At 60.6% G+C, this 20,557-nt stretch carries 16 protein-coding genes and 1 pseudogene; 7 read left to right on the forward strand and 10 right to left on the reverse strand.

What is annotated here, in order from left to right:
* The first annotated feature begins 6 nt into the window (after nt 1-6).
* On the forward strand, nt 7-1,560 hold the full coding sequence (gene garD, locus ACI2KB_RS20020) for a galactarate dehydratase (protein ID WP_404637154.1): 1,554 nt from the start codon (nt 7-9) through the stop codon (nt 1,558-1,560).
* Nucleotides 1,561-1,733: 173 nt separating this feature from the next.
* Here garD and ACI2KB_RS20025 read toward each other — a convergent pair whose 3' ends face one another.
* Complete coding sequence (locus tag ACI2KB_RS20025) at nt 1,734-2,738, reverse strand: ketopantoate reductase family protein (RefSeq protein ID WP_404637156.1); 1,005 nt, start codon at nt 2,736-2,738, stop codon at nt 1,734-1,736.
* A 216-nt stretch (nt 2,739-2,954) separates the two neighbouring features.
* Between ACI2KB_RS20025 and ACI2KB_RS20030 the strand changes: the two genes are divergently transcribed.
* Nucleotides 2,955-4,166 carry a zinc-dependent alcohol dehydrogenase gene (locus ACI2KB_RS20030; protein ID WP_404637158.1) on the forward strand — a complete coding sequence of 404 codons (1,212 nt, stop codon included), beginning with the start codon at nt 2,955-2,957 and terminating at the stop codon, nt 4,164-4,166.
* Between the two features lie 139 nt (nt 4,167-4,305).
* Here ACI2KB_RS20030 and ACI2KB_RS20035 read toward each other — a convergent pair whose 3' ends face one another.
* From ACI2KB_RS20035 to cra, 7 genes are all read right to left on the reverse strand, one after another.
* Entirely contained in the window at nt 4,306-5,076 is a 771-nt protein-coding gene (locus ACI2KB_RS20035; protein ID WP_404637160.1) for an alpha/beta hydrolase family protein, read from the reverse strand.
* Nucleotides 5,060-6,181 carry a DUF3182 family protein gene (locus ACI2KB_RS20040; protein ID WP_404637162.1) on the reverse strand — a complete coding sequence of 374 codons (1,122 nt, stop codon included), beginning with the start codon at nt 6,179-6,181 and terminating at the stop codon, nt 5,060-5,062. Before ACI2KB_RS20040 ends, ACI2KB_RS20035 begins: the two co-directional genes overlap by 17 nt.
* Before the next feature lie 170 nt (nt 6,182-6,351).
* The gene (locus ACI2KB_RS20045) at nt 6,352-6,993 is read right to left on the reverse strand and encodes a GAD-like domain-containing protein (protein WP_404637164.1); all 642 of its coding nucleotides are present in this window, start codon (nt 6,991-6,993) and stop codon (nt 6,352-6,354) included.
* An 8-nt stretch (nt 6,994-7,001) separates the two neighbouring features.
* A complete protein-coding gene (locus ACI2KB_RS20050; protein ID WP_404637544.1) occupies nt 7,002-7,988 on the reverse strand; it encodes a DUF6861 domain-containing protein in 987 nt (328 codons plus the stop codon).
* On the reverse strand, nt 7,979-8,176 hold the full coding sequence (locus ACI2KB_RS20055; RefSeq protein WP_404637568.1) for a hypothetical protein: 198 nt from the start codon (nt 8,174-8,176) through the stop codon (nt 7,979-7,981). The genes ACI2KB_RS20050 and ACI2KB_RS20055 overlap by 10 nt, the downstream gene beginning before the upstream one ends.
* A gap of 165 nt (nt 8,177-8,341) precedes the next feature.
* On the reverse strand, nt 8,342-9,121 hold the full coding sequence (locus tag ACI2KB_RS20060; protein ID WP_404637166.1) for a TatD family hydrolase: 780 nt from the start codon (nt 9,119-9,121) through the stop codon (nt 8,342-8,344).
* Between the two features lie 3 nt (nt 9,122-9,124).
* A complete protein-coding gene (gene cra / locus ACI2KB_RS20065) occupies nt 9,125-10,120 on the reverse strand; it encodes a catabolite repressor/activator (RefSeq protein ID WP_404637168.1) in 996 nt (331 codons plus the stop codon).
* Between the two features lie 284 nt (nt 10,121-10,404).
* Here cra and ptsP point away from each other — a divergent pair, with 284 nt between their 5' ends.
* The 5 genes and pseudogenes from ptsP to ACI2KB_RS20090 all read left to right on the forward strand — a co-directional run bounded on the left by ptsP (nt 10,405) and on the right by ACI2KB_RS20090 (nt 18,909).
* Complete coding sequence (gene ptsP, locus ACI2KB_RS20070) at nt 10,405-13,281, forward strand: phosphoenolpyruvate--protein phosphotransferase (protein WP_404637170.1); 2,877 nt, start codon at nt 10,405-10,407, stop codon at nt 13,279-13,281.
* Nucleotides 13,281-14,237, forward strand: coding sequence for a 1-phosphofructokinase (gene pfkB / locus ACI2KB_RS20075; protein WP_404637172.1), 957 nt, complete (start codon nt 13,281-13,283; stop codon nt 14,235-14,237). The genes ptsP and pfkB overlap by 1 nt, the downstream gene beginning before the upstream one ends.
* A 13-nt stretch (nt 14,238-14,250) precedes the next feature.
* The gene (locus ACI2KB_RS20080; protein ID WP_404637174.1) at nt 14,251-15,984 is read left to right on the forward strand and encodes a PTS fructose-like transporter subunit IIB; all 1,734 of its coding nucleotides are present in this window, start codon (nt 14,251-14,253) and stop codon (nt 15,982-15,984) included.
* Between the two features lie 190 nt (nt 15,985-16,174).
* A pseudogene (locus ACI2KB_RS20085) lies at nt 16,175-17,737 on the forward strand (alkaline phosphatase D family protein).
* Between the two features lie 230 nt (nt 17,738-17,967).
* On the forward strand, nt 17,968-18,909 hold the full coding sequence (locus ACI2KB_RS20090; RefSeq protein ID WP_404637176.1) for an AEC family transporter: 942 nt from the start codon (nt 17,968-17,970) through the stop codon (nt 18,907-18,909).
* Nucleotides 18,910-18,982: 73 nt separating this feature from the next.
* Here the strand turns inward: ACI2KB_RS20090 and ACI2KB_RS20095 are convergent, their stop codons facing one another.
* Together ACI2KB_RS20095 and ACI2KB_RS20100 are read right to left on the reverse strand one after the other, a co-directional pair.
* Nucleotides 18,983-20,035 carry a calcium/sodium antiporter gene (locus ACI2KB_RS20095; RefSeq protein WP_404637546.1) on the reverse strand — a complete coding sequence of 351 codons (1,053 nt, stop codon included), beginning with the start codon at nt 20,033-20,035 and terminating at the stop codon, nt 18,983-18,985.
* A 60-nt stretch (nt 20,036-20,095) separates the two neighbouring features.
* Entirely contained in the window at nt 20,096-20,470 is a 375-nt protein-coding gene (locus ACI2KB_RS20100; protein ID WP_404637178.1) for a septal ring lytic transglycosylase RlpA family protein, read from the reverse strand.
* Between the last annotated feature and the right edge of the window lie 87 nt (nt 20,471-20,557).

Raw genomic sequence — 20,557 nt, forward strand, 5'->3', positions numbered from 1 at the left:
ACCGTGATGAACTTGATTCAACATGCCGACTCGCCGCGTTACATCCGCTTGCATGAGCGCGATAACGTTGTCGTCGTGGTCAATGACCAGGGCGTACCGGCGGGGACAGAATTCGATAATGGCCTGGTGACCATCGATAACGTGCCCCAGAGCCATAAAGTCAACACCGTGGACATCCCCGAGGGTGGGGAAGTGATTCGTTACGGGCAAACCATCGGGTATGCCCTGCAACCGATTCCGCGCGGCAGTTGGGTCAAGGAAGATCAATTGCGCATGCCGAGCGCGCCGCCGCTGGACAGCTTGCCGCTTTCCACTGATGTGCCGGGGCGTGGCGAGCCGCTGGAAGGCTTCACCTTCGAGGGGTATCGCAACGCCGACGGCACCGTCGGTACGCGCAACATTCTCGGCATCACTACCACCGTTCAGTGCGTCACGGGCGTGTTGGACTTTGCGGTCAAGCGCATTCGCGAAGAGCTGCTGCCCAAATACCCGCACGTTGACGACGTGGTCGCCATCACCCACACCTACGGGTGTGGCGTGGCGATCACCGCCAAGGACGCGTACATCCCGATTCGCACCGTGCGCAACCTGGCGCGCAACCCGAACCTGGGTGGCGAAGCGTTGGTGATTGGTCTGGGTTGCGAGAAGTTGCAGGCCGAGCAAGTGATGCATCAGAACGACCCGTCGGTCGACCTGAGCGATGAGTGGATGTATCGGTTGCAGGATTCCAAGCACGGCTTCAACGAAATGATCGAGCAGATCATGGAGTTGGCCGAAGTGCGTTTGAAGAAGCTCGACCAGCGTCGTCGGGAAACCGTTCCGGCGTCCGAGCTGATTCTGGGCATGCAATGCGGCGGCAGTGACGCCTTCTCCGGCATCACCGCCAACCCGGCCTTGGGTTATGCCTCGGACTTGCTGCTGCGCGCGGGCGCCACAGTGATGTTCTCGGAAGTGACCGAAGTGCGTGACGCGATTTACCTGCTCACTTCCCGCGCCGAAACCACGCAAGTGGCCGAAGAACTGGTGCGTGAGATGGACTGGTACGACCGTTACCTGGCCCGCGGCGAAGCGGATCGCAGCGCCAACACCACGCCGGGCAACAAGAAGGGCGGGTTGTCGAACATTGTCGAGAAGTCCTTGGGGTCGATCGTCAAATCCGGCAACAGCGCGATCAACGGGGTGCTGGGCCCTGGCGAGCGGGTGAGCCGCAAAGGTTTGATCTTCTGTGCGACGCCTGCCAGTGACTTTGTCTGTGGCACGCTGCAACTGGCGGCCGGGATGAACCTGCACGTGTTCACCACTGGACGGGGTACGCCGTATGGCTTGGCCATGTCACCGGTGGTGAAAGTGTCGACCCGGACCGAGCTGGCCCATCGCTGGCCGGACCTGATCGACATCGACGCCGGACGCATCGCCACCGGTCGCGCGAGCATCGAGGACCTGGGCTGGGAGCTGTTCCATTTCTATCTCGATGTCGCCAGCGGCAAGAAGAAGACCTGGACCGAGCACTATCGTTTGCACAACGACATCACCCTGTTCAACCCGGCGCCGATTACATAACGCTCAGTGTTGATCCCTGTGGGAGCGAATTCATTCGCGATGTGATCGTGCCCACGCTCTGCGTGGGCATGCAGTCCAGGACGCTCTGCGTCCGGTGACGCGGAGCGTCACGTGATTCATTCCCACGCAGAGCGTGGGAACGATCATGCGCGGACACGATCATCAGCCTGGACTCAATGCCGCCCATGGTCCTTATGGTGCGGATGCTCCCCGCAAAATCGCGCCAGCGTCAGCACGGTCCTGGTGATCGGCATCGCAATATTCACCTTCTCCGCCAATTCCAGCACTGCGTCCCCTATCGCTGCCAGTTCCAGCGGCAAGCCCTTGTCGAAATCCTGCAACATTGACGTGCGCACCGGTCCCATGCTGGCGCCGAACTGCATGAACGTCGCAGGCTCCATCCCCAGTTTTGCGTCGTATGCCGTCGCCACCTGCATCGCTTCGGTAAACGTCGCCAGCGCCAGATATTTCATGTCCGGCAGGCCGTAGATCTGCTCCAGCGTGGCGCCGGTCACCACTGACACGGGGTTTGACGTCAGGTTGGCGATGATCTTGGTCCAGAGCTGATCACGAATGCGGTCGGTGCCATGGGCCTCGATGCCTGCGCTTTCGATCAGCGCCACCAGTTCGTCCAGACGTGGCGTCAATTCGTTGTTCAGCTCACCGAAAATGATGCGATACGGGTTGTGGGTTTTCACCACGGCCGGGGCCGAGCTTTGCGCGGTGATAAAGACGACGCAGCCAATGACCTGATGCAGATCCAGCGTATCGGTGATGCGGCCGTCAGGGTCGACCGATTCAACGCGATGGCCATCGAATTGACCGCCCTCGCCATGGAAATACCACCATGGCACGCCGTTGATCACGGGCACCACAACGGTATTCGGACCGATCAACGGGGCGATGTTGGGTAACAAACCGCTCAGAGAAGGGGCCTTGGTGCAGAGAAAGACAATGTCCTGCTCGCCTAATGTCTGCGCATTGTCGCTGGCGTTGACTTTGACGTGATGGCGGCCCTGTAAGTCTTGAAGGTGAATGCCGTTGCGTTGCAGCGCTTCAAGCGTGCGGCCACGGGCGAAAACGTTCACGGGGCGCCCGGTCAGGGCGATCCGCGCGGCCAGCGTGCAACCGATAGCGCCTGCGCCAGCGATGCAGATCCGCAAGGGGGCTGAATTCATAGGGGCTCCCGCCGATTGAAGTTGTTTCAGGTCGTTGCGCCATATTGCCTGAATCCAAACAAACAGCGAGGCCCCTGTGGAAGGGTGGTTTGCATCCGGATATGGATTTGCCCGCTGGTCACTTGCTGCCTCGATACCTGAACTTCACCCCACGCCCGCCTATCCTTATTGCATGCCTCTTGGAAGCGCTCTGGCCTGCGGGCCAAGGAGAAGTTCATGCGTGCATTGACGTATCACGGCGCCCACGATGTCCGGGTCGAAACCGTCGCCGATCCGGTCATCCAGGAACCCGATGACGTGTTGTTGAAGGTCACCGCAACGGCCATTTGTGGTTCGGACCTGCACCTGTATCGCGGCAAGATTCCGGCCACTGAACAGGGCGATATTTTCGGGCATGAGTTCATGGGCATCGTTGAAGAGGTCGGGCCGCAGGTCACCGCCGTCAAGGCAGGTGATCGTGTGGTCATCCCGTTCGTGATCGCCTGTGGGAGCTGTTTCTTCTGTCAGATGGAGGCGTTCGCCGCCTGCGAAACCACCAACACCGGGCGCGGAGCGATTCTGAACAAGAAGTCGATTGCGCCCGGAGCTGCCTTGTTTGGCTACAGCCATCAGTACGGCGGGGTGCCGGGCGGGCAGGCGGAATATGTGCGAGTGCCCAAGGGCAATGTGGGACCGTTCAAGGTGCCGGGCACGTTGGCGGACGAAAAGGTGCTGTTCCTGTCGGACATTCTGCCCACCGCCTGGCAGGCGGTGCTCAATGCGGGGGTGGGAAAAGGCTCAAGCGTCGCAATTTATGGCGCGGGGCCTGTCGGACTGCTGAGTGCTGCCTGCGCGAAAATGCTCGGAGCCGAAAAGATTTTCATGGTTGATCACCATGCGTATCGGCTGGCGTACGCGCAATTCACCTATGGCGCGATTCCGGTCAATTTTGATGAAGACGATGACCCGGCGGACACCATCGTGCGTCAGACGTCAGGCCTGCGAGGCGTCGACGCGGTGATCGATGCCGTGGGCTTCGAAGCCAAAGGCAGCACCACCGAAACCATTCTCGCCACACTCAAGCTCGAAGGCAGCAGCGGTAAGGCCCTGCGCCAGTGCATTGCGGCCGTGCGACGCGGTGGTACGGTCAGCGTCGCGGGCGTTTACTCGGGGTTCATTCACGGCTTCATGTTTGGCGACGCGTTCGACAAAGGGCTGACATTCAAAATGGGCCAGACCCATGTGCATCGTCATTTGCCGGGGCTGCTGTCGTTGATTGAAGAGGGGGCACTGGCCCCTGAAGCGATCATCACCCATCGCCTGTCGCTGGAAGAGGCCCCAGACGGGTATGCGATCTTCGACAAGAAGGAAGAGGATTGTCGCAAGATTATTCTTACACCGGGTTTCGATAGCCGGGTGGATGCGTCGGCGAATGATGGGCAGTTGTAGCGCTGCATTACCTTTCCGGGAGCCGGCTTGCTGGCGAGTGCGGCGTGTCAGGGCGCATGGCTCTGAATGACACAACGCTTTCGCCAGCAAGTCGGCTCTCACAGGGGAGTGGTGTTTGTTGAGGAAATATCACTCGGTCTCAGGAATACGCCGGCGAATGATGTGGGTAATCCACCAACCGCGAACCAATGACCATCTCGCTGATCCAGTCGGTCAGCAAGGTCGTGTACGCATGCTGGCTGGTGTCGCTGCTCAACCCATGATCCGCACCGTCGAGCAGCCGATAGGTCAGCGAATGGGCCAGGTCGAACGCTGTGCGATAACTCATCAATGTTGCATGGGGCACGTAGTCGTCCTGCTCGGACTCGACCAGCAGCACATCCCCCTGAAACTCCTTGCACGCCGCCAACGCGCGATTGTCCGCCGCTGTGACCGCCGAGCGCCGGTAATGGGCCAGCTTGTCTCGGTCCAGCGCCTGTTTGGGCATGTCCCAGTCAGCGTCCCAATACAGTGCGGGTACGCGCAGCGCCAGCCACTTCACCGGGCGCATTCCACTGAGAATGGTCGCCAAATATCCCCCGTAGCTGCTGCCGATCACCGCGATGGCGTTGTTATCCACCGCCGGGTGGCTGGCAAGTCGGTCATAGGCGGCCAGTAAGTCCTCCATGCTGTGTTCCCGAGAGACCGAGGCGCGCATTTCGTGCGTGCGTTCATGGCCGCGTAAATCGAAGGTCAGGCACACACAGCCCAACCCCGTGATGTTCTTCGCCCGAGCGAGGTCGCGTTGCTGGCTCCCGCCCCATCCGTGGACGAACAGAATGCCGGGCATTTTCGCGCCGGGGGTGAGGATGGTGCCGGAAATGGTTTCGTCGCTGACGTGGATGTCGATGGTTTCACTGCGTACGGTCATAAGGCTGGACCTGTGTGAATTTGCTGATAAGGCCGACGTCGGGATCGTCGCCTTCGTACAGAACATGGGCCTGAGCGGGCAGGGTGGCGGGGCCGTAGATTTCGTGACTGGACGCGCCGATGCGCTGCAATGAGGGATCCGCCGCGAAGGCCACCAGCGCCTCGATCTCCGCAGGGCTGGCGCCACCGATGCGCCATGATTGCTCCAACACCCCTGAGCAGACTTGTCCCCGCGCGTTGGTGCCATGAGCGATGTCGTAATTGCGGCGCGAGGCGAGGAAGTCGGGAAAGCACGTCAGTGCGGCTTTTTCATAGCGCATGGCCTGAGTCACGGAGCGACGCACGTCGTCGTCAAGGTCGAGGGTGAGCAGCGCCTCGTAATCGCCGCGCACCAGCCACAACTGCGAGCCCCCGTAGACCTGTTCGCCGTGGTTGTCTTTGGTCAGGCGTTGAGTGCCGTGGTAGCTGACGGTCATGCCGGCCACCTGAACCTGGCCAACGCTGTACGTGATTACGTCATGCAAGTCTTCTTCCAGCACCAGGCCCCATTCGCTGACCTCGGTCATGTTCTGCTGCGCGAGGGCCTGATCGAGTTCGCTTTCGGACGTCACCACGACCTGGCCACGACCCGCAGTGGCCAACACGGGTTTGATGCGCACGGGGCCGTCTTCAAGCAACTGCCGACCGGCGCGTCGTGCGTCAGCCTCGTTGAACACGCTAAAGCCGTTGAGCACCGAATCGCCCGCGTCTTCAAAAAAGCGTGTTGACCAGCCCGATGGTTGAGCGGTGGCGTCTTTCAACAGGGGATGAGAAATGGCCTTGGTTGCCATGAACGGGAAATCGATCAAGCCGCCGAAGAAGTCATCGACCGTATGAATGCTCAGCGCATCGCCAGCTTTCTTGCCGATCAGCGTGTCGGACGGGATGTAATAGAGGGCTTGACCCTTGTGTAACGCCGGATCGTAATCACCGACGAACGTCGCCCCCAACAGCCCGGCGATGCGCTCGGCCAGAGCCTGCTGCACCACCACTTCATGGGTTGCCAGCTTCTTGTGCGTAGCCAGCAGTACGACTTCAGACTTTGCAGTGCTGCATGATTCGCTCATGGGCGAACTCCCTGTGCAACGCACGCCGCCGTTTGTGTAGCAGCCCGGCTTGCCAGCGGTAGCGACGTGGGTGACGCAGCCATCATCGACAGCGCTGGGGTGTCATCAGCTAAGAAGAGGCTCAGGCCACGTTAGTTCCAGCGAGGCTGATCAATGGTCGGCGGCGGGGCTCATTCCGTCAGCTTCATGATCGTCTCGAAGTCCGGAAAGCCCCAGTCGGTCAGGGGGGAGAGTTGGGATAGGAACGCCAAGTGCTCGATGATTTTCACTTTCTGTAGATTTTTCAACTCACTGGGACCGCCCAAAGCTAAAGCAGGGAGGAATCCGTACATTTCGTCTGATTTGAGTGGGCCGAGTTTTTTTAGGGCTTTTTCGAACAGGTCATCGAAGTCGTTGTACTCAGGACTCATGGTTGTAAAAAAAGATCTGATTTTTTCATCTGCGCTGACTGGCGTGGAATCTTCAAAACCTGCTGTGTAACGAGCATATTTAACATTTATAGTGAGTAGGTTTTGCTTGGCAGCTGCCCAAAGATAAAGATCGCCGAATGCACCTCTAGCGATGACGTAATGCTTGTCTGGATCGGGAGTGCCAGAATCCAACAGCCATTGGTGTACCACTCCGTCGTAATCGCCAGGATTAACTGTCCAGAAATTACCGTTCGCGTAACCTGACCAGCCGTGCTGCTGCCAATAAGTGAGTAATTGATCAGGTAGCTTGTTTCGGTAAGCTTGTACCGTTGAATAAGCGACATCAACGCGGTTGTGTGACGGTCCCATGTTCTCGGTGAAGCACTCAAAATAAGCGTCCATAATGTCTCCTACTTGCAACGAGTTAATCTCGCATTTAACTTGAATTTGGTGCGCTGATTGGGATCGATCCTGGTAGCAGCCTCATCAAGCCCCTGTATTCTCCCTCGCCATTGTGCGCCTATGCTTGAATTCACCTGCCTGTCTCCGAAGTCCGAAATTTTATCTTTTCCTCCGGCAACCAGATCCGGGTTATGAAGCGCAGCAATCATATTCATTTTTTTTCGTGCAGCGATTTTAGCCATCTGCCTGGCTTCAGAAACTGATCTGCCTTTTATTCGTAACTCGCTGGCCAGACGCTCAATAAGATTTCTCTCCAGATTTTTACGTGCATCAATTGCCACCTTCGGATCACGCACCCCATCCCCCGCCTTGAACGCTTCCCGCCCCTTCAAATACTCATCCACCGTCAAATCATTCAGCCCGCCCTGCTGCCCGCCCAACTGCCGATCAAACTCCGGAATCTTCTTCTCTGGCAGGTTATCAGCGCTGAAGCACGGCACGTTGTGCTCGGGCATGCCCAATGGCTTTTTAACGGGCGGCTGTTCCGGCTTTTGGTGATTCTGAGCAGGTTTGTGTGCCTCCACCGAATCAACCCGACCGCCACTCACTGGCCCGCGAGGCTGCAAATCCGGACGCTGTTTCAGGGCGTCTTCGTGTTTGAGCATCCACTGCCCGAGCTTCGCGCCTCTGGCGCTTTGCTGCATGTCGCTGGCGAGTAGCTGCGCCTGGCCACGTCCGCGTGTCAGGTAGGCGACGATGGCGCTGAGCAGCAGCGCGACCATGGCGACGTGGCCCTGGGCGATTTCGCGGGCGGCGCGGGTGACGACCATGGGGTCGCCACAGCAGTAGGGATCGTGGGGTTGCGGGGCGTCCCAGGCGATGTTGATGCCGTGCCAGTAGTAACCGGCAATTTTCGGCAAGCCGTCGACGAAGAACTCGGCCACTGCCGCCAGCCCCAATACGCCGAGAATCCAGCCGCTGGCTTTCAGAGCGATCGCGGAACCTGCGACAGCGCCTGATGAAACGCCATGCGCACCTGGTGGGCGCGATTGGCCGGGGAGTGCGCGGGTGGCCCGGACAAATGGGTGTGGCCGTCCGAGTGCTGATGGGTTCGGCGTGCGAGCGTGTCGGCGATCAGCCGTTGGAATTCGAACCACGACGGGACGATGTTGCGAAAGAACACGTGGCCTCTCTGGCGCCAGCCTTGCCGGGACAAGGCGCCATTCAAGGCGTGGGGGGAGAGGGCGTTACAGGGGCGTGCGGATGCCCGGAAGGTGCTCGCAGTCTGTCGTGGGAGTAGGGTTTTTCTTACGCAAAGAGTTGAATCAAACGTGTGGCGAACGCCGTATCAACACCAGCCAAATACCGCCCTGGCATTCAACGTACTGACCTCGGCCAACCGCTCGGCAGAGACATTCATCAACGTCGCCAACGCCGCACAAATCTCTGGCAAATGCTCCGGGCTGTTACGCATGCCGGGGTACATCGCAGGCGCCATGTCGGGCGAGTCGGTTTCCAGCACCACGCAGTCCAGCGGCAGTTCGGCGATGACCCGGTGCATGCGCAGCGCTTGTGGCCAGGTCGGTGCGCCGCCGAGGCCGAGCTTGAAACCCAGTTTGATGTATTCCTTCGCTTCTTCCCGGCTGCCTGCGAAGGCGTGGACGATTCCGGCGCGCTTGAGTTTGAAGCGCTTGAGGGCGGCGATGGTGTCGGCGTGGCTGCGGCGCACGTGCAGGAGGGCGGGGAGATTGAAGTCGGCGGCCATCTGCAACTGGCTGTCGAACACTGCTTGTTGCCGGGGGCGGTCCAGGGATTCGACGTAGTAATCCAGACCAATTTCGCCGACCGCGCAAAGCTTGGGATGACCGGCGAGTGCGGAAAGCCGTTCACGTAGCTCCTGAAGGTGTTCGGGGCGATGCTCATCGAGGTAGATCGGGTGCAGCCCCAAGGCGGCGTACACCGACGGCACTTGCAGCGCCAAATCCCACACCCGTTGCAGATTGCGCTGATAGACCCCCAGCACCACCATGCGCTCGACGCCCAATGGCTGGCAGCGGCTGAGCACTGCCTGGCGGTCGGCGTCGAAGTCGTCGAAATCCAGATGGGTGTGGGTGTCGATCAGCGTCACGTATCAGGCCCCGTGAATGCGCTGTTTGAAGGTACGAACAATGGCATGCACGCCAGGCTCGTACTGATTTTGCTCAACGGCGGACAACGCCAGCGCCAGTGCTTTTTCCGCGATCAATTGATGCTGTTGGGCCATGGCGTTGACCGGCAACGGCAGGAAATCCAGCAACTGCGTATCACCAAAGGTGCCCAGATGAAGCTGATCGGGGTTCAGCCGCCGCTCGTGCAACAGGTCAAACACCCCCTGTAACAACACATAGGACGTGGTAATCAGCGCATCGGGGAAATACCCCAGCCGATCAAGCATTTCACCCGCCACACGCAGGCCACATTCGCGGCTGAAGGTCTCGCCGTGCTCGATGATGACCGAGCCTTTGAAACCCTCCACTGCATCCTCGAAGCCACTGGCGCGGGCCTTACTGACGCTCAATTCGGGGCGGGCACCGATCAAAGCGATGTGCTTGGGGTTGATCTCCAGCAGGCTGCGGGTCAGTTGCTGGCTGGCGTCGTGGTCGTCGCTGACGACGGAGCAGAAATGCGCCGGGTCCATTTCCCGGTCGATGGCGATGACCGGGATGCCATGCTGTTGCAGGTCTCGGTAGCTGTCATCGCTGGCGGGCAGGCAACTGGCGACGAACAGGGCGTCACAGCGGCGGGCGCGGAATAACTGCATGAGCTGCAACTCGCTGACCGGATCGTCGTCGGAACTGGCGATCAGCAACTGGTAGCCCCGGGCGCGAGCGCCTTGTTCCAGCTGCTTGGCGATGCGCGCGTAACTGGGGTTTTCCAGGTCCGGCAGAATGAAGCCCAAGGTGCGGGTATGACGGCTGCGCAATCCGGCCGCCTGTGGGTTGGGCCGGAAATCATGAGCCTGGACCACCGCACGCACGCGCTCGACCGTCGCATTGCTGATGCGCTGTTGCTCGGCCTTGCCGTTGATCACGTAGCTGGCGGTGGTCACGGACACACCGGCCAGACGCGCAATATCGCTGAGTTTCAAACGGACCTTCCTTTTATTCTTTGGCTCGGACGAAATGCGTTCGGGATTTTCACCGATTCGCGGCCATGATTACAGCAGACCATGGTGGGAAGTGACGGGTTTAAGTTTTTTAGGACGTCTCCTACAGCATTTGATCGGATGAGCTTCAAACGTTGAAGATTATCGAGTAACGTGCCCACCATTCTAGATGAAACGATTCAGCAAGCTATTTTCTTGCTGTAATCGGGCAAAACCGTTGGTCTACAACAAGAATCAGGCGCGTCTGCGCCGCACAGGAGAACGCGATGCTCGAACTGACCGTTGAGCAAATTTCCATGGGCCAGTCGGCTGTGGATAAACCCGCCGCATTGCAATTGCTCGCTGATCGTCTGGTAGCCGACGGCCTGGTCGCGCCGGGTTATCTGCATGGCCTGCAATCCCGCGAACAGCAGGGCTCGACCTTTCTGGGGCAAGGCATCGCGATTCCCCATGGCACGCCACAGACGCGCGACCAGGTGCATGCCACAGGCGTGCGCCTGATGCAGTTTCCACAGGGTGTTGATTGGGGCGACGGGCAGATTGTTTATCTGGCCATCGGCATTGCCGCCAAATCCGACGAACACTTGCGTCTGCTGCAACTGCTGACCCGCGCCCTCGGTGAGACCGATCTGGGCGAAGCGCTGCGTCAGGCGAAAAGTCCCGAGTCATTGCTCAAACTGCTGCAAGGCGCGCCGCAGGAGTTGGCGCTGGACGCACAGATGATCAGCCTCGGCGCGTCGGTGGATGACTTCGAAGAACTGGTTTGGCGCGGCGCGCGTCTGCTGCGTCGCGCCGAATGCGTGAGCAACGGATTCGCGGCGGTATTGCAGCAGGTGGACGCCCTGCCGTTGGGCGAAGGCTTGTGGTGGCTGCACAGCGAGCAAATGGTCAACAAACCGGGCCTTGCGTTCGTTACCCCCGACAAACCGATGCGTCATTTGGGGCAGCCACTGAACGGGCTGTTTTGCCTCGCCAGTCTGGGCGAATCCCATCAGGCGTTGCTCGAACGTTTGTGCGCGTTGCTCATCGAAGGTCGCGGCCACGAGCTGGGCCAGGCCACCAGCAGCCGCGCGGTGCTTCAGGCGTTGGGCGGTGACGTGCCACCGGACTGGCCGAGCGAACGTATCGCGCTGGCCAACGCCCACGGTTTGCACGCGCGCCCGGCGAAAATTCTCGCGCAACTGGCCAAGAACTTTGAAGGCGATGTGCGCGTGCGCGTGCTCGACAGCACTGAAAATCCGGTGTCGGCCAAGAGCCTGAGTAAATTGTTGAGCCTGGGCGTGCGTCGCGGACAGGTGCTGGAGTTTATCGCCGAGCCTTCGATTGCCAACGATGCGTTGCCAGCGTTGATTGCCGCGGTGCGTGAAGGCTTGGGCGAAGACATTGAGCCATTGCCCACGGAACACGCACCATCGCCTATCGCTGCTGTGGTGGAAAAAGCCCTGAGCGCGCCGATCGCCGGGGCACAGGTTCACGCTGTGCCTGCTTCGCCGGGCATCGCCACGGGGCCGGCCCACGTTCATGTCTTGCCGGTGATCGAGTACCCGTTGCGTGGCGAATCCCAGCGGGCAGAGCGCGAACGTCTGCATGGCGCGCTGGTGCAGGTGCGCGAGGACATTGGCCGGTTGATTCAGCGAAGCACCGCCAAAGCGATTCGCGAGATTTTCGTCACCCACCAGGAAATGCTCGACGACCCCGAGTTGGTCGATGAAGTCTCGCAGCGCCTCAAAGACGGGGAAAGTGCAGCGGCCGCTTGGGCCCATGTGGTCGAAGCGGCGGCGAAACAGCAGGAACAACTTAATGACCCGCTGTTGGCTGAGCGTGCCGCTGACCTGCGTGATGTCGGTCGTCGAGTGCTGGCGCAAATTTGCGGTGTCGAGGATCTGGTCGAACCGGAAGAACCTTACATTCTGGTGATGGATGAAGTCGGCCCCTCGGACGTGGCGCGCCTTGATCCCGCCCGCGTTGCCGGGATTCTCACCGCCCGTGGCGGCGCTACGGCCCACAGCGCCATCGTCGCCCGTGCGTTGGGCATTCCAGCGCTGGTGGGGGCGGGCGATGCGGTGCTGTTGATCAAATCCGGGACCGTGTTGTTGATCGACGGCCAGCGCGGGCGTCTGGATGTCGCGCCTGATGAGCAGACGTTGCAACGCGCGTTGCTTGACCGCGACACGCGCGAACTGCGCCTGAAGGCAGCGGCGGCCCTGCGCATGGAGCCGGCGATCACCCAGGACGGCCATGCCGTCGAGGTGTTCGCCAATATCGGCGACAGCACCGGCACGTCTGGCGCTGTGGAACAGGGCGCTGAAGGCATTGGTCTGTTGCGCACCGAATTGCTGTTCATGGCCCACAGTTCCGCGCCCGATGAGGCCACGCAAGAAGCCGAGTACCGCCGCGTGCTGGACGACCTCAAGGGCCGTCCACTGGTGGTGCGCACTCTCGATGTGGGGGGCGATAAACCGCTGCCTTACTGGCCCATCGACCAAGAAGAAAACCCCTTCCTCGGCGTGCGCGGCATTCGTCTGACCCTGCAACGTCCGGACGTCATGGAAAGTCAGTTGCGCGCCTTGTTGCGCGCCGCCGATGGCCGCTCGTTGCGCATCATGTTCCCCATGGTCGGCACGGTTGAAGAATGGCGTCAGGCGCGAGACATGACCGCGCGCCTGCTTCAGGAAATCCCGGTTGCGGATCTGCAACTGGGGATCATGATCGAAGTGCCCTCAGCCGCGTTGTTGGCGCCAGTGTTGGCCAAAGAGGTCGATTTTTTCAGCGTCGGGACCAACGACCTGACGCAATACACCTTGGCCATCGACCGTGGTCACCCGACGTTGTCTGTCCAGGCCGATGGCCTGCATCCCGCTGTGTTGCAACTGATCGACATCACTGTGCGTGCGGCCCATGCCCACGGCAAGTGGGTCGGTGTGTGTGGTGAGTTGGCCGCAGACCCGCAGGCGGTGCCAGTACTGGTCGGTTTGGGTGTGGATGAATTGAGTGTCGCGGCGCGCAGCATTGGCGAGGTCAAAGCCTGCGTTCGCGAGTTGAATCTGACCGGTGCCCGGCAGTTGGCGCAAAACGCGCTGGCGGTGGGTACTGCTGCTGAAGTACGTGGCCTCGTGGAGGGGCTGTGTGTGGAGAAGCTGTGATGGCAAAAATTCTGACATTGACCATGAACCCGGCGCTGGACCTGACCGTCCAGTTGGGGCCTTTGCAGGTCGGCCAGGTCAACCGCAGCGAATGCATGCTCAGCCACGCGGCGGGCAAGGGCCTCAACGTGGCGCAAGTGTTGGCGGATCTCGGCCATGAACTGACCGTTGCTGGATTTCTGGGTGTCGACAATCAGCAGCCCTTTGAAGCGCTGTTCGAGAAGCGTGGTTTCGTTGACGAATTCGTCCGCGTAGCCGGGGAGACGCGCAGCAATATCAAACTGGCGGAAAGCAGCGGCCGGATCACCGATTTGAACGGCCCCGGTCCTGAAGTCAGCGCGCAGGCGCAGCAGGCCCTGGCGGCGCGGGTCGAGCAGATTGCGGGCGACTTCGACGCTGTGGTGGTGGCGGGCAGTTTGCCTCGGGGCGTTGATCCACAGTGGCTGAAAACGCTGCTGCTCATGCTCACCGAAAAGGGATTGAAGGTCGCTCTGGACAGCAGCGGCGCAGCCTTGCGCGCCGGGCTTGAAGCCTCGCCATGGCTGATCAAACCCAACACTGAAGAGCTGGCGGATGCGCTGGACGCGCCGATCATTTCCATCGCCGCTCAAGCCGAGGCCGCGAAGGCTCTGCATCAGCGAGGCATCGAACATGTGGTGATTTCCCAAGGCTCTGAGGGCGTGCACTGGTTCAGCCCTGACGTGGCGTTGCAGGCGTTGCCGCCGAAGGTCACGGTCGCGAGCACGGTGGGGGCGGGGGACTCGCTGTTGGCGGGCATGGTTCATGGGCTGCTCAGTGGCCAAAAACCTGAGCAGGTGCTACGCACTGCCACGGCGATTGCGGCGATGGCCGTGACCCAGATCGGCTTTGGTATCAACGACGCGACGCAGCTCAAACGGCTGGAAAGCGGCGTCAATGTACGCGCCATGACCGAACGCTCCAGGATCGAAGAATAAGAGAGGAAGTGTGATGAAGTTAGCCATTGTCACGGCTTGCCCGAACGGCAAGATCAGCAGTGTCCTCAGCGCTCGCCTGCTCGAGGCGGCGGCGCAGCGTCGCGGCTGGAGCACCTGCGTTGAAGTGCACGATCCGCGTCATCCTGAAACACAACTGTCTGCCGCTGACATCGAGAGCGCCGACTGGGTGCTGGTTGTCAACACCGGGCCGCTGGACCTGAGCCGTTTTGCGGGTAAGCGCGTGCACCAATCCACGCCGTCGCAAGCGTTGCAGGACATCGACACGTTCATGCATTCGGCCCATGAACTGGCGAAAGTTCATGTCGTCAGCGAGAAGGCGGGCGCGCCTGTTGCCGATAAAACGCCGCGTCTGGTGGCGGTCACCGCCTGCCCGACCGGGGTCGCGCATACCTTCATGGCCGCCGAAGCCATTCAGCAGGCCGCGAAGAAGCTCGGCTACGACCTGCAAGTGGAAACCCAAGGTTCGGTGGGCGCACGCAACCCGCTCAGCGCCCAGGCAATTGCCGACGCTGACGTGGTGTTGCTCGCCGCTGACATCGAAGTCGCCACCGAGCGTTTTGCCGGTAAGCGCATCTATCGCTGCGGCACCGGTATCGCACTGAAACAGTCCGAAGCCACGCTGAAAAAAGCGCTGGCGGAAGGCGAAATCGAATCTTCTGCAACAACCTCGAAAGCTCCGGCGAAGAAAGAGAAAACCGGCGTTTACAAACACCTGCTCACCGGCGTGTCATTCATGCTGCCGATGGTGGTGGCGGGCGGTCTGCTGATTGCCCTGTCGTTTGTGTTCGGCATCACCGCGTTCAAGGAGCAGGGCACGCTGGCGGCGGCGCTGATGCAGATCGGTGGCGATGCTGCGTTCAAGCTGATGGTGCCGTTACTGGCGGGTTACATCGCCTATTCCATCGCCGACCGTCCGGGGCTTGCGCCCGGCATGATCGGCGGGCTGTTGGCGAGTACGTTGGGGGCCGGGTTCATCGGCGGCATCGTCGCAGGCTTTCTGGCGGGTTACAGCGCGGCAGCGATCAATCGTTACGCGAAGCTGCCTGCCAGTGTCGAAGCGCTGAAGCCGATTCTGATCATCCCGCTGCTGGCGAGTCTGTTCACCGGCCTTGTGATGATCTACGTGGTCGGTAAGCCGGTGGCCGGCATGCTCGAAGGGCTGACCCATTTCCTCGACAGCATGGGCACCACCAACGCGATTCTGTTGGGCGTGTTACTCGGCGCGATGATGTGCGTCGACCTCGGCGGGCCGATCAACAAAGCGTCTTATGCATTTTCGGTCGGGCTGTTGGCGTCGCAAAGTTATGCGCCGATGGCCGCTGCGATGGCAGCGGGTATGGTGCCGCCGATTGGCATGGGTATCGCTGCGCTGATCGCTCGTCGCAAGTTTGCACAGAGCGAGCGCGAGGCGGGGAAAGCGGCCTTCGTATTGGGCTTGTGCTTCATTTCGGAGGGCGCGATTCCGTTCGCCGCCAAAGACCCGCTGCGGGTGATTCCGGCGAGCATCGTCGGTGGTGCACTGACCGGTGCGCTGTCGATGTTCTTCGGCTGCAAACTGATGGCGCCCCATGGCGGGCTGTTCGTGCTGCTGATCCCGAATGCCATGAACCATGCGTTGCTGTATTTGCTGGCGATTGTTGCGGGCAGTGTGGTGACGGGGGTTGTTTATGCGGTGCTGAAACGGCCTGAGGTCGTTGAGCTGGATGCGGTGCCTGCGGGGGCTTGATTCAATAGCGCCGATCACCGCTGTAGGAGTGAGCTTGCTCGCGATGGCGCCGTGTCAGACAAATTGATGTTGAATGACACAACGCCATCGCGAGCAAGCTCACTCCCACAGGTTCCGTGTGTCCTGTCACATTCACCCAACATTGCATTGCTAGGTTCCTCTCTTCGCCATTCGCCTAAGAGGAACAAAAATGACTCAGTTTGACCCGACTCGCCGTCGCATCATTCAAGCCGCTGGCGCAGGCCTGCTCTTGCCGGGCCTGGCGCCTGCGGTCATTGCTTCGGTCAAGGATCGTCCGAAGATGACCGATGGCGTACAGTCCGGCGACCTGCTGGGCGACCGCGCCATGGTCTGGAGCCGCAGTGATCGTCCCTCGCGCATGGTCGTGGAATGGGACACCCGCAGCACGTTCACCAACCCGCGTCGTGCCGTTTCTCTGCTGGCCGATTAACGCACCGACTTCACCGCTCGCGTCGAACTGACCGGCCTGCCCACCGACCAAGCCATTTTCTATCGGGTGTTCTTCGAAGACGCCCAGACCGGTGTTGCCAGCGAACCCTGGTTCGGCCATCTGCGCAGCGTGCCGCAAATCCGCCGTGACATTCGCTTCGTGTGGAGCGGCGACACCGTGGGCCAAGGCTTCGGCATCAACCCGGATATCGGCGGCATGCGCATCTATGAAGCCATGCGCCTGCGCTTGCCGGACTTCTTCATCCACAGCGGCGACACCATTTACGCCGACGGCCCGGTGCCTGCCGAAGTGGTCACCGAAGGCGGACGCATCTGGCGCAACCTCACCACCGAAGCTAAGAGCAAAGTCGCCGAAACCCTCGACGAATATCGCGGCGCCTATCGCTACAACCTGATGGACGAGAACCTGCGCCGCTTCAACGCCGAGGTGCCGCAGATCTGGCAATGGGACGACCACGAAGTGACCACCAACTGGTCGCCGAGCAAGCAGCTCGATGATCGCTACAAGGTCAAGGACATCCAGTTGCTCACCGCACGGGGCCGTCAGGCATTTCTGGAATACGCACCGATGCGTCTGCAGAGTGCCGACAACGGCGGGCGGGTGTATCGCAAACTCAGTTACGGGCCGATGCTCGACGTGTTCGTGCTCGACATGCGCAGTTATCGCGATGGCAATGATGCCAATCTGGCAGACAAACCAGGGCCGACCACGGCGTTTCTCGGGCGCGAACAACTGGATTGGCTCAAGCGCGAGTTGCAGGCGTCAAACGCGCAGTGGAAGGTCATTGCAGCGGACATGCCGATCAGCCTGGGTGTACCGGATGGTGAGATCAGCCCTGGCGTGATGCGCTGGGAGGCGATCGCCAACACCGACAACGGTGCGCCGAAAGGGCGTGAGCTGGAGGTGGCGGAGTTATTGGCGTTCATGCGCCAGCAGAAGATCCGCGACACCGTGTGGTTGACGGCCGACGTGCACTACTGCGCGGCCCATCACTATCACCCGGATCAGGCGGTGTTTCAGGATTTCGACCCCTTCTGGGAGTTCGTCGCCGGACCTTTGAACGCGGGCAGTTTCGGCCCCAACACGCTGGACAAGACCTTTGGTCCGGAGTTGGTGTTCCAGAAAGCCCCGCCTGCGCAGAACACCTCGCCCTTTGCCGGGTTTCAGTTCTTTGGTGAAGTGAACATTGAAGGGCAGAGCGGTGAGTTGACCGTGACGCTGCGGGATCTGGATGGGGTGTCGGTGTTTGAGAAGAAGTTGCAACCGGCGATTTCTGCCTGATATCAATTCCCTGTTGAAATGCAATTCTCTGTGGGCCGGCTAGCTGGCGAATGCGTTGTGTCAGCCACATTGTTGTCACTGATCCATCGCATTCGCCAGCAAGCCGGCTCCCACAGCTATGTGTTTTCAAAAATTGATAAGTTGTACGACCACCACGCAATTCCCGATAACACTTCACCCGCCACTGGCCTATCATTAGCCTCCTAACGACGGCTCAGGGTTGGGTGTGCATGCTGGCAATATTTTGGGAAACCCTGAACATCACGGCACCTGTGTTCGCCATGTTGTTTCTGGGCGTGGTGCTCAAACGCGTTGGCTGGATCAACGACAGCTTCATCCATACCGCTTCCTCGCTGGTGTTCAACTGCACAATGCCCGCGCTGCTGTTCCTGGGCATCATCCACGCCGACCTGCACGCGGCGTTGCAGCCGGGCGTTTTGATCTACTTCATCGTCGCCACGCTGGTGGGCTTTGCGCTGGTCTGGGGCTGGGCGATCTATCGCGTGCCTTACGTTGAGCGGGGCATATACGTGCAAGGCGCGTTTCGCGGTAACAACGGTGTGATTGGCCTCGCACTGGCCGCGAGCATGTATGGCGATTACGGCATTTCCCTCGGCGCGATCCTCGCCGCGCTGGTGATTCTGTTCTACAACACGCTGTCCACTGTGGTGCTGGCGGTGTACAGCCCGGTAATCAAGTCCGACCCGTGGAGCATCTGCAAAAGCGTGGTGGCCAACCCGCTGATCATCAGTATCGTGGCCGCAACGCCGTTCGCGTATTGGCAAATCCCGCTGCCGAAATGGCTCGACACCTCCGGCAGCTATCTGGCGCAGATGACGTTGCCGCTGGCCTTGATGTGTATCGGTGGCACGCTGTCGCTCAAGTCGTTGCGCGAAAGCGGCGCACTGGCCATCAGCGCGAGCATGATGAAGATGGTCTGGCTGCCGTTGATCTGCACCGTGGGCGCGTGGTTGCTGGGCTTTCGCCATGCGGAACTGGGAATTCTGTTTTTGTACTTCGGCGCACCGACCGCATCAGCCAGTTTCGTCATGGCGCGGGCGGCGGAGGGTAATCATGAACTGGCGGCGTCGATCATCGTCATGACCACATTGGCGGCGGCAGTGACCACCAATATCGGGATATTCATCTTGCAGTGGGGTGGCTGGATTTAATCGTCGAAACGGACACGGCACCTAATCGTGAACTCAAACCTGTGGGAGACGGCCGGGCGGCGCTCCCACAAGTTTAGTGTTGTCGCCGCCATGCGCGAACGGTGCCGATTAACACCGCCATCCCCAACACCGGCAACGCGTAATGAATCATCAACCGCTCCAGCCGCCCAGCCAGCGGCATGCCAGTGGTGAATGAGACGATGTGCAGCGCGTACACCGCGTACAGCCCCAGCAGCAGCAAGCCTTCCAGCCGGGTAATCCGATAACCCGAATAAAACAGCGGCAGACACAGCAGTGCGACGCCGAGCATCACCGGCAGGTCGAAATCCAGCGCGTTGGGGGAAATTGACAGTGGTCCCGAAGCGATCAGCGAAGTGATGCCCAGCACCCCAAGCAGGTTGAACAGGTTGCTGCCGATGATGTTGCCCACCGCGATGTCGCGCTCGCCACGCAGGGCGGCGATCAGTGAGGTCATCAACGCAGGAAGGGAGGTGGCGACGGCGATGACGGTCAGACCGATGACCCGTTCCGACAGCCCCAGATCCTGCGCCACGATCACGGCCGCACCCACCAACAGATGGCTGCCCAGAATCAGCAACGCCAGCCCGCAGCTCATCTGGATCAAGCGCCCGGTGATGGGCCAGACCTTGCGACGGGGTAGTTCTTCCGAGGCGCTGACATGCCGCGCACCGTGGGCGAACTGGCGGATGACCACGGCCAGGTAGACCGCCATGCCGATCAGCAGAATCACGCCGTCGAACGTGCTTAGCACGCCATTCCACGCCAGGCCCGCTACCAGCGCGGTAGCGCCGATCATCAGCGGCAGATCAACACGCACCAGTTGCCGCGCCACGCGCAGCGGGATGATCAGCGCCGACAGGCCGAGGGTCACCAGGATATTGAAGATGTTGCTGCCAATGACGCTGCCCACGGCGATGTCAGTGCTGTCGGTCAGTGCGGCTTGCAGGCCGACAGCCATCTGTGGCGCGCTGCTGCCGAGGGCGACGACGGTCAGACCGAGAAACAGCGGACGGGTTTTCAGCAGGGCAGCCAGAACCACAGCGGCACGGACCGAGAATTCGGCGCCGATGATCATCATGATGAGGCCACAGACCAGTTCGATCAGTGTGGGCAGTGGCAGAGTCGAGAGGGCGAGAATTCAGGGCACCTTACAGTTCATTCTGAGTCAGTCGTCGAGGGCTTGAACCCTGACTTGGGCCGTTCCGCTGCGCAGCATACCCAATTGCTCGGCGGCTGAGCGGGAAACGTCGATGATCCGGCCACGGTTGTGCGGGCCACGATCGTTGATGCGGACGATGACCTTGCGATCGTTGTCCAGGTTGGTGACTTGCACGCGGGTGCCGAAGGGTAGCTGGCGATGCGCGGCGGTCAGGGAGTTCTGGTCGAAGCGTTCACCGCTGGCGGTGCGCTTGCCTTGGTGTTTTGAGCCGTAGTACGAGGCGCCGCCGGTGGCGTCGTAGCCGTGTGGATCGATGATGCCTTCACTGGCACAACCGGCCAGCAGGGAGAGCAGGGCGCAAGCGCCGAGGAGCCGCCACATGGATTTACAATCCTCTTCCTGATCGTTCCCACGCTCTGCGTGGGGAATGCAGCCCGTGACGCTCCGCGTCATAAAAGGCGAACGCAG

Source organism: Pseudomonas sp. NPDC088444 (assembly GCF_044900175.1).
GTDB lineage: Bacteria > Pseudomonadota > Gammaproteobacteria > Pseudomonadales > Pseudomonadaceae > Aquipseudomonas.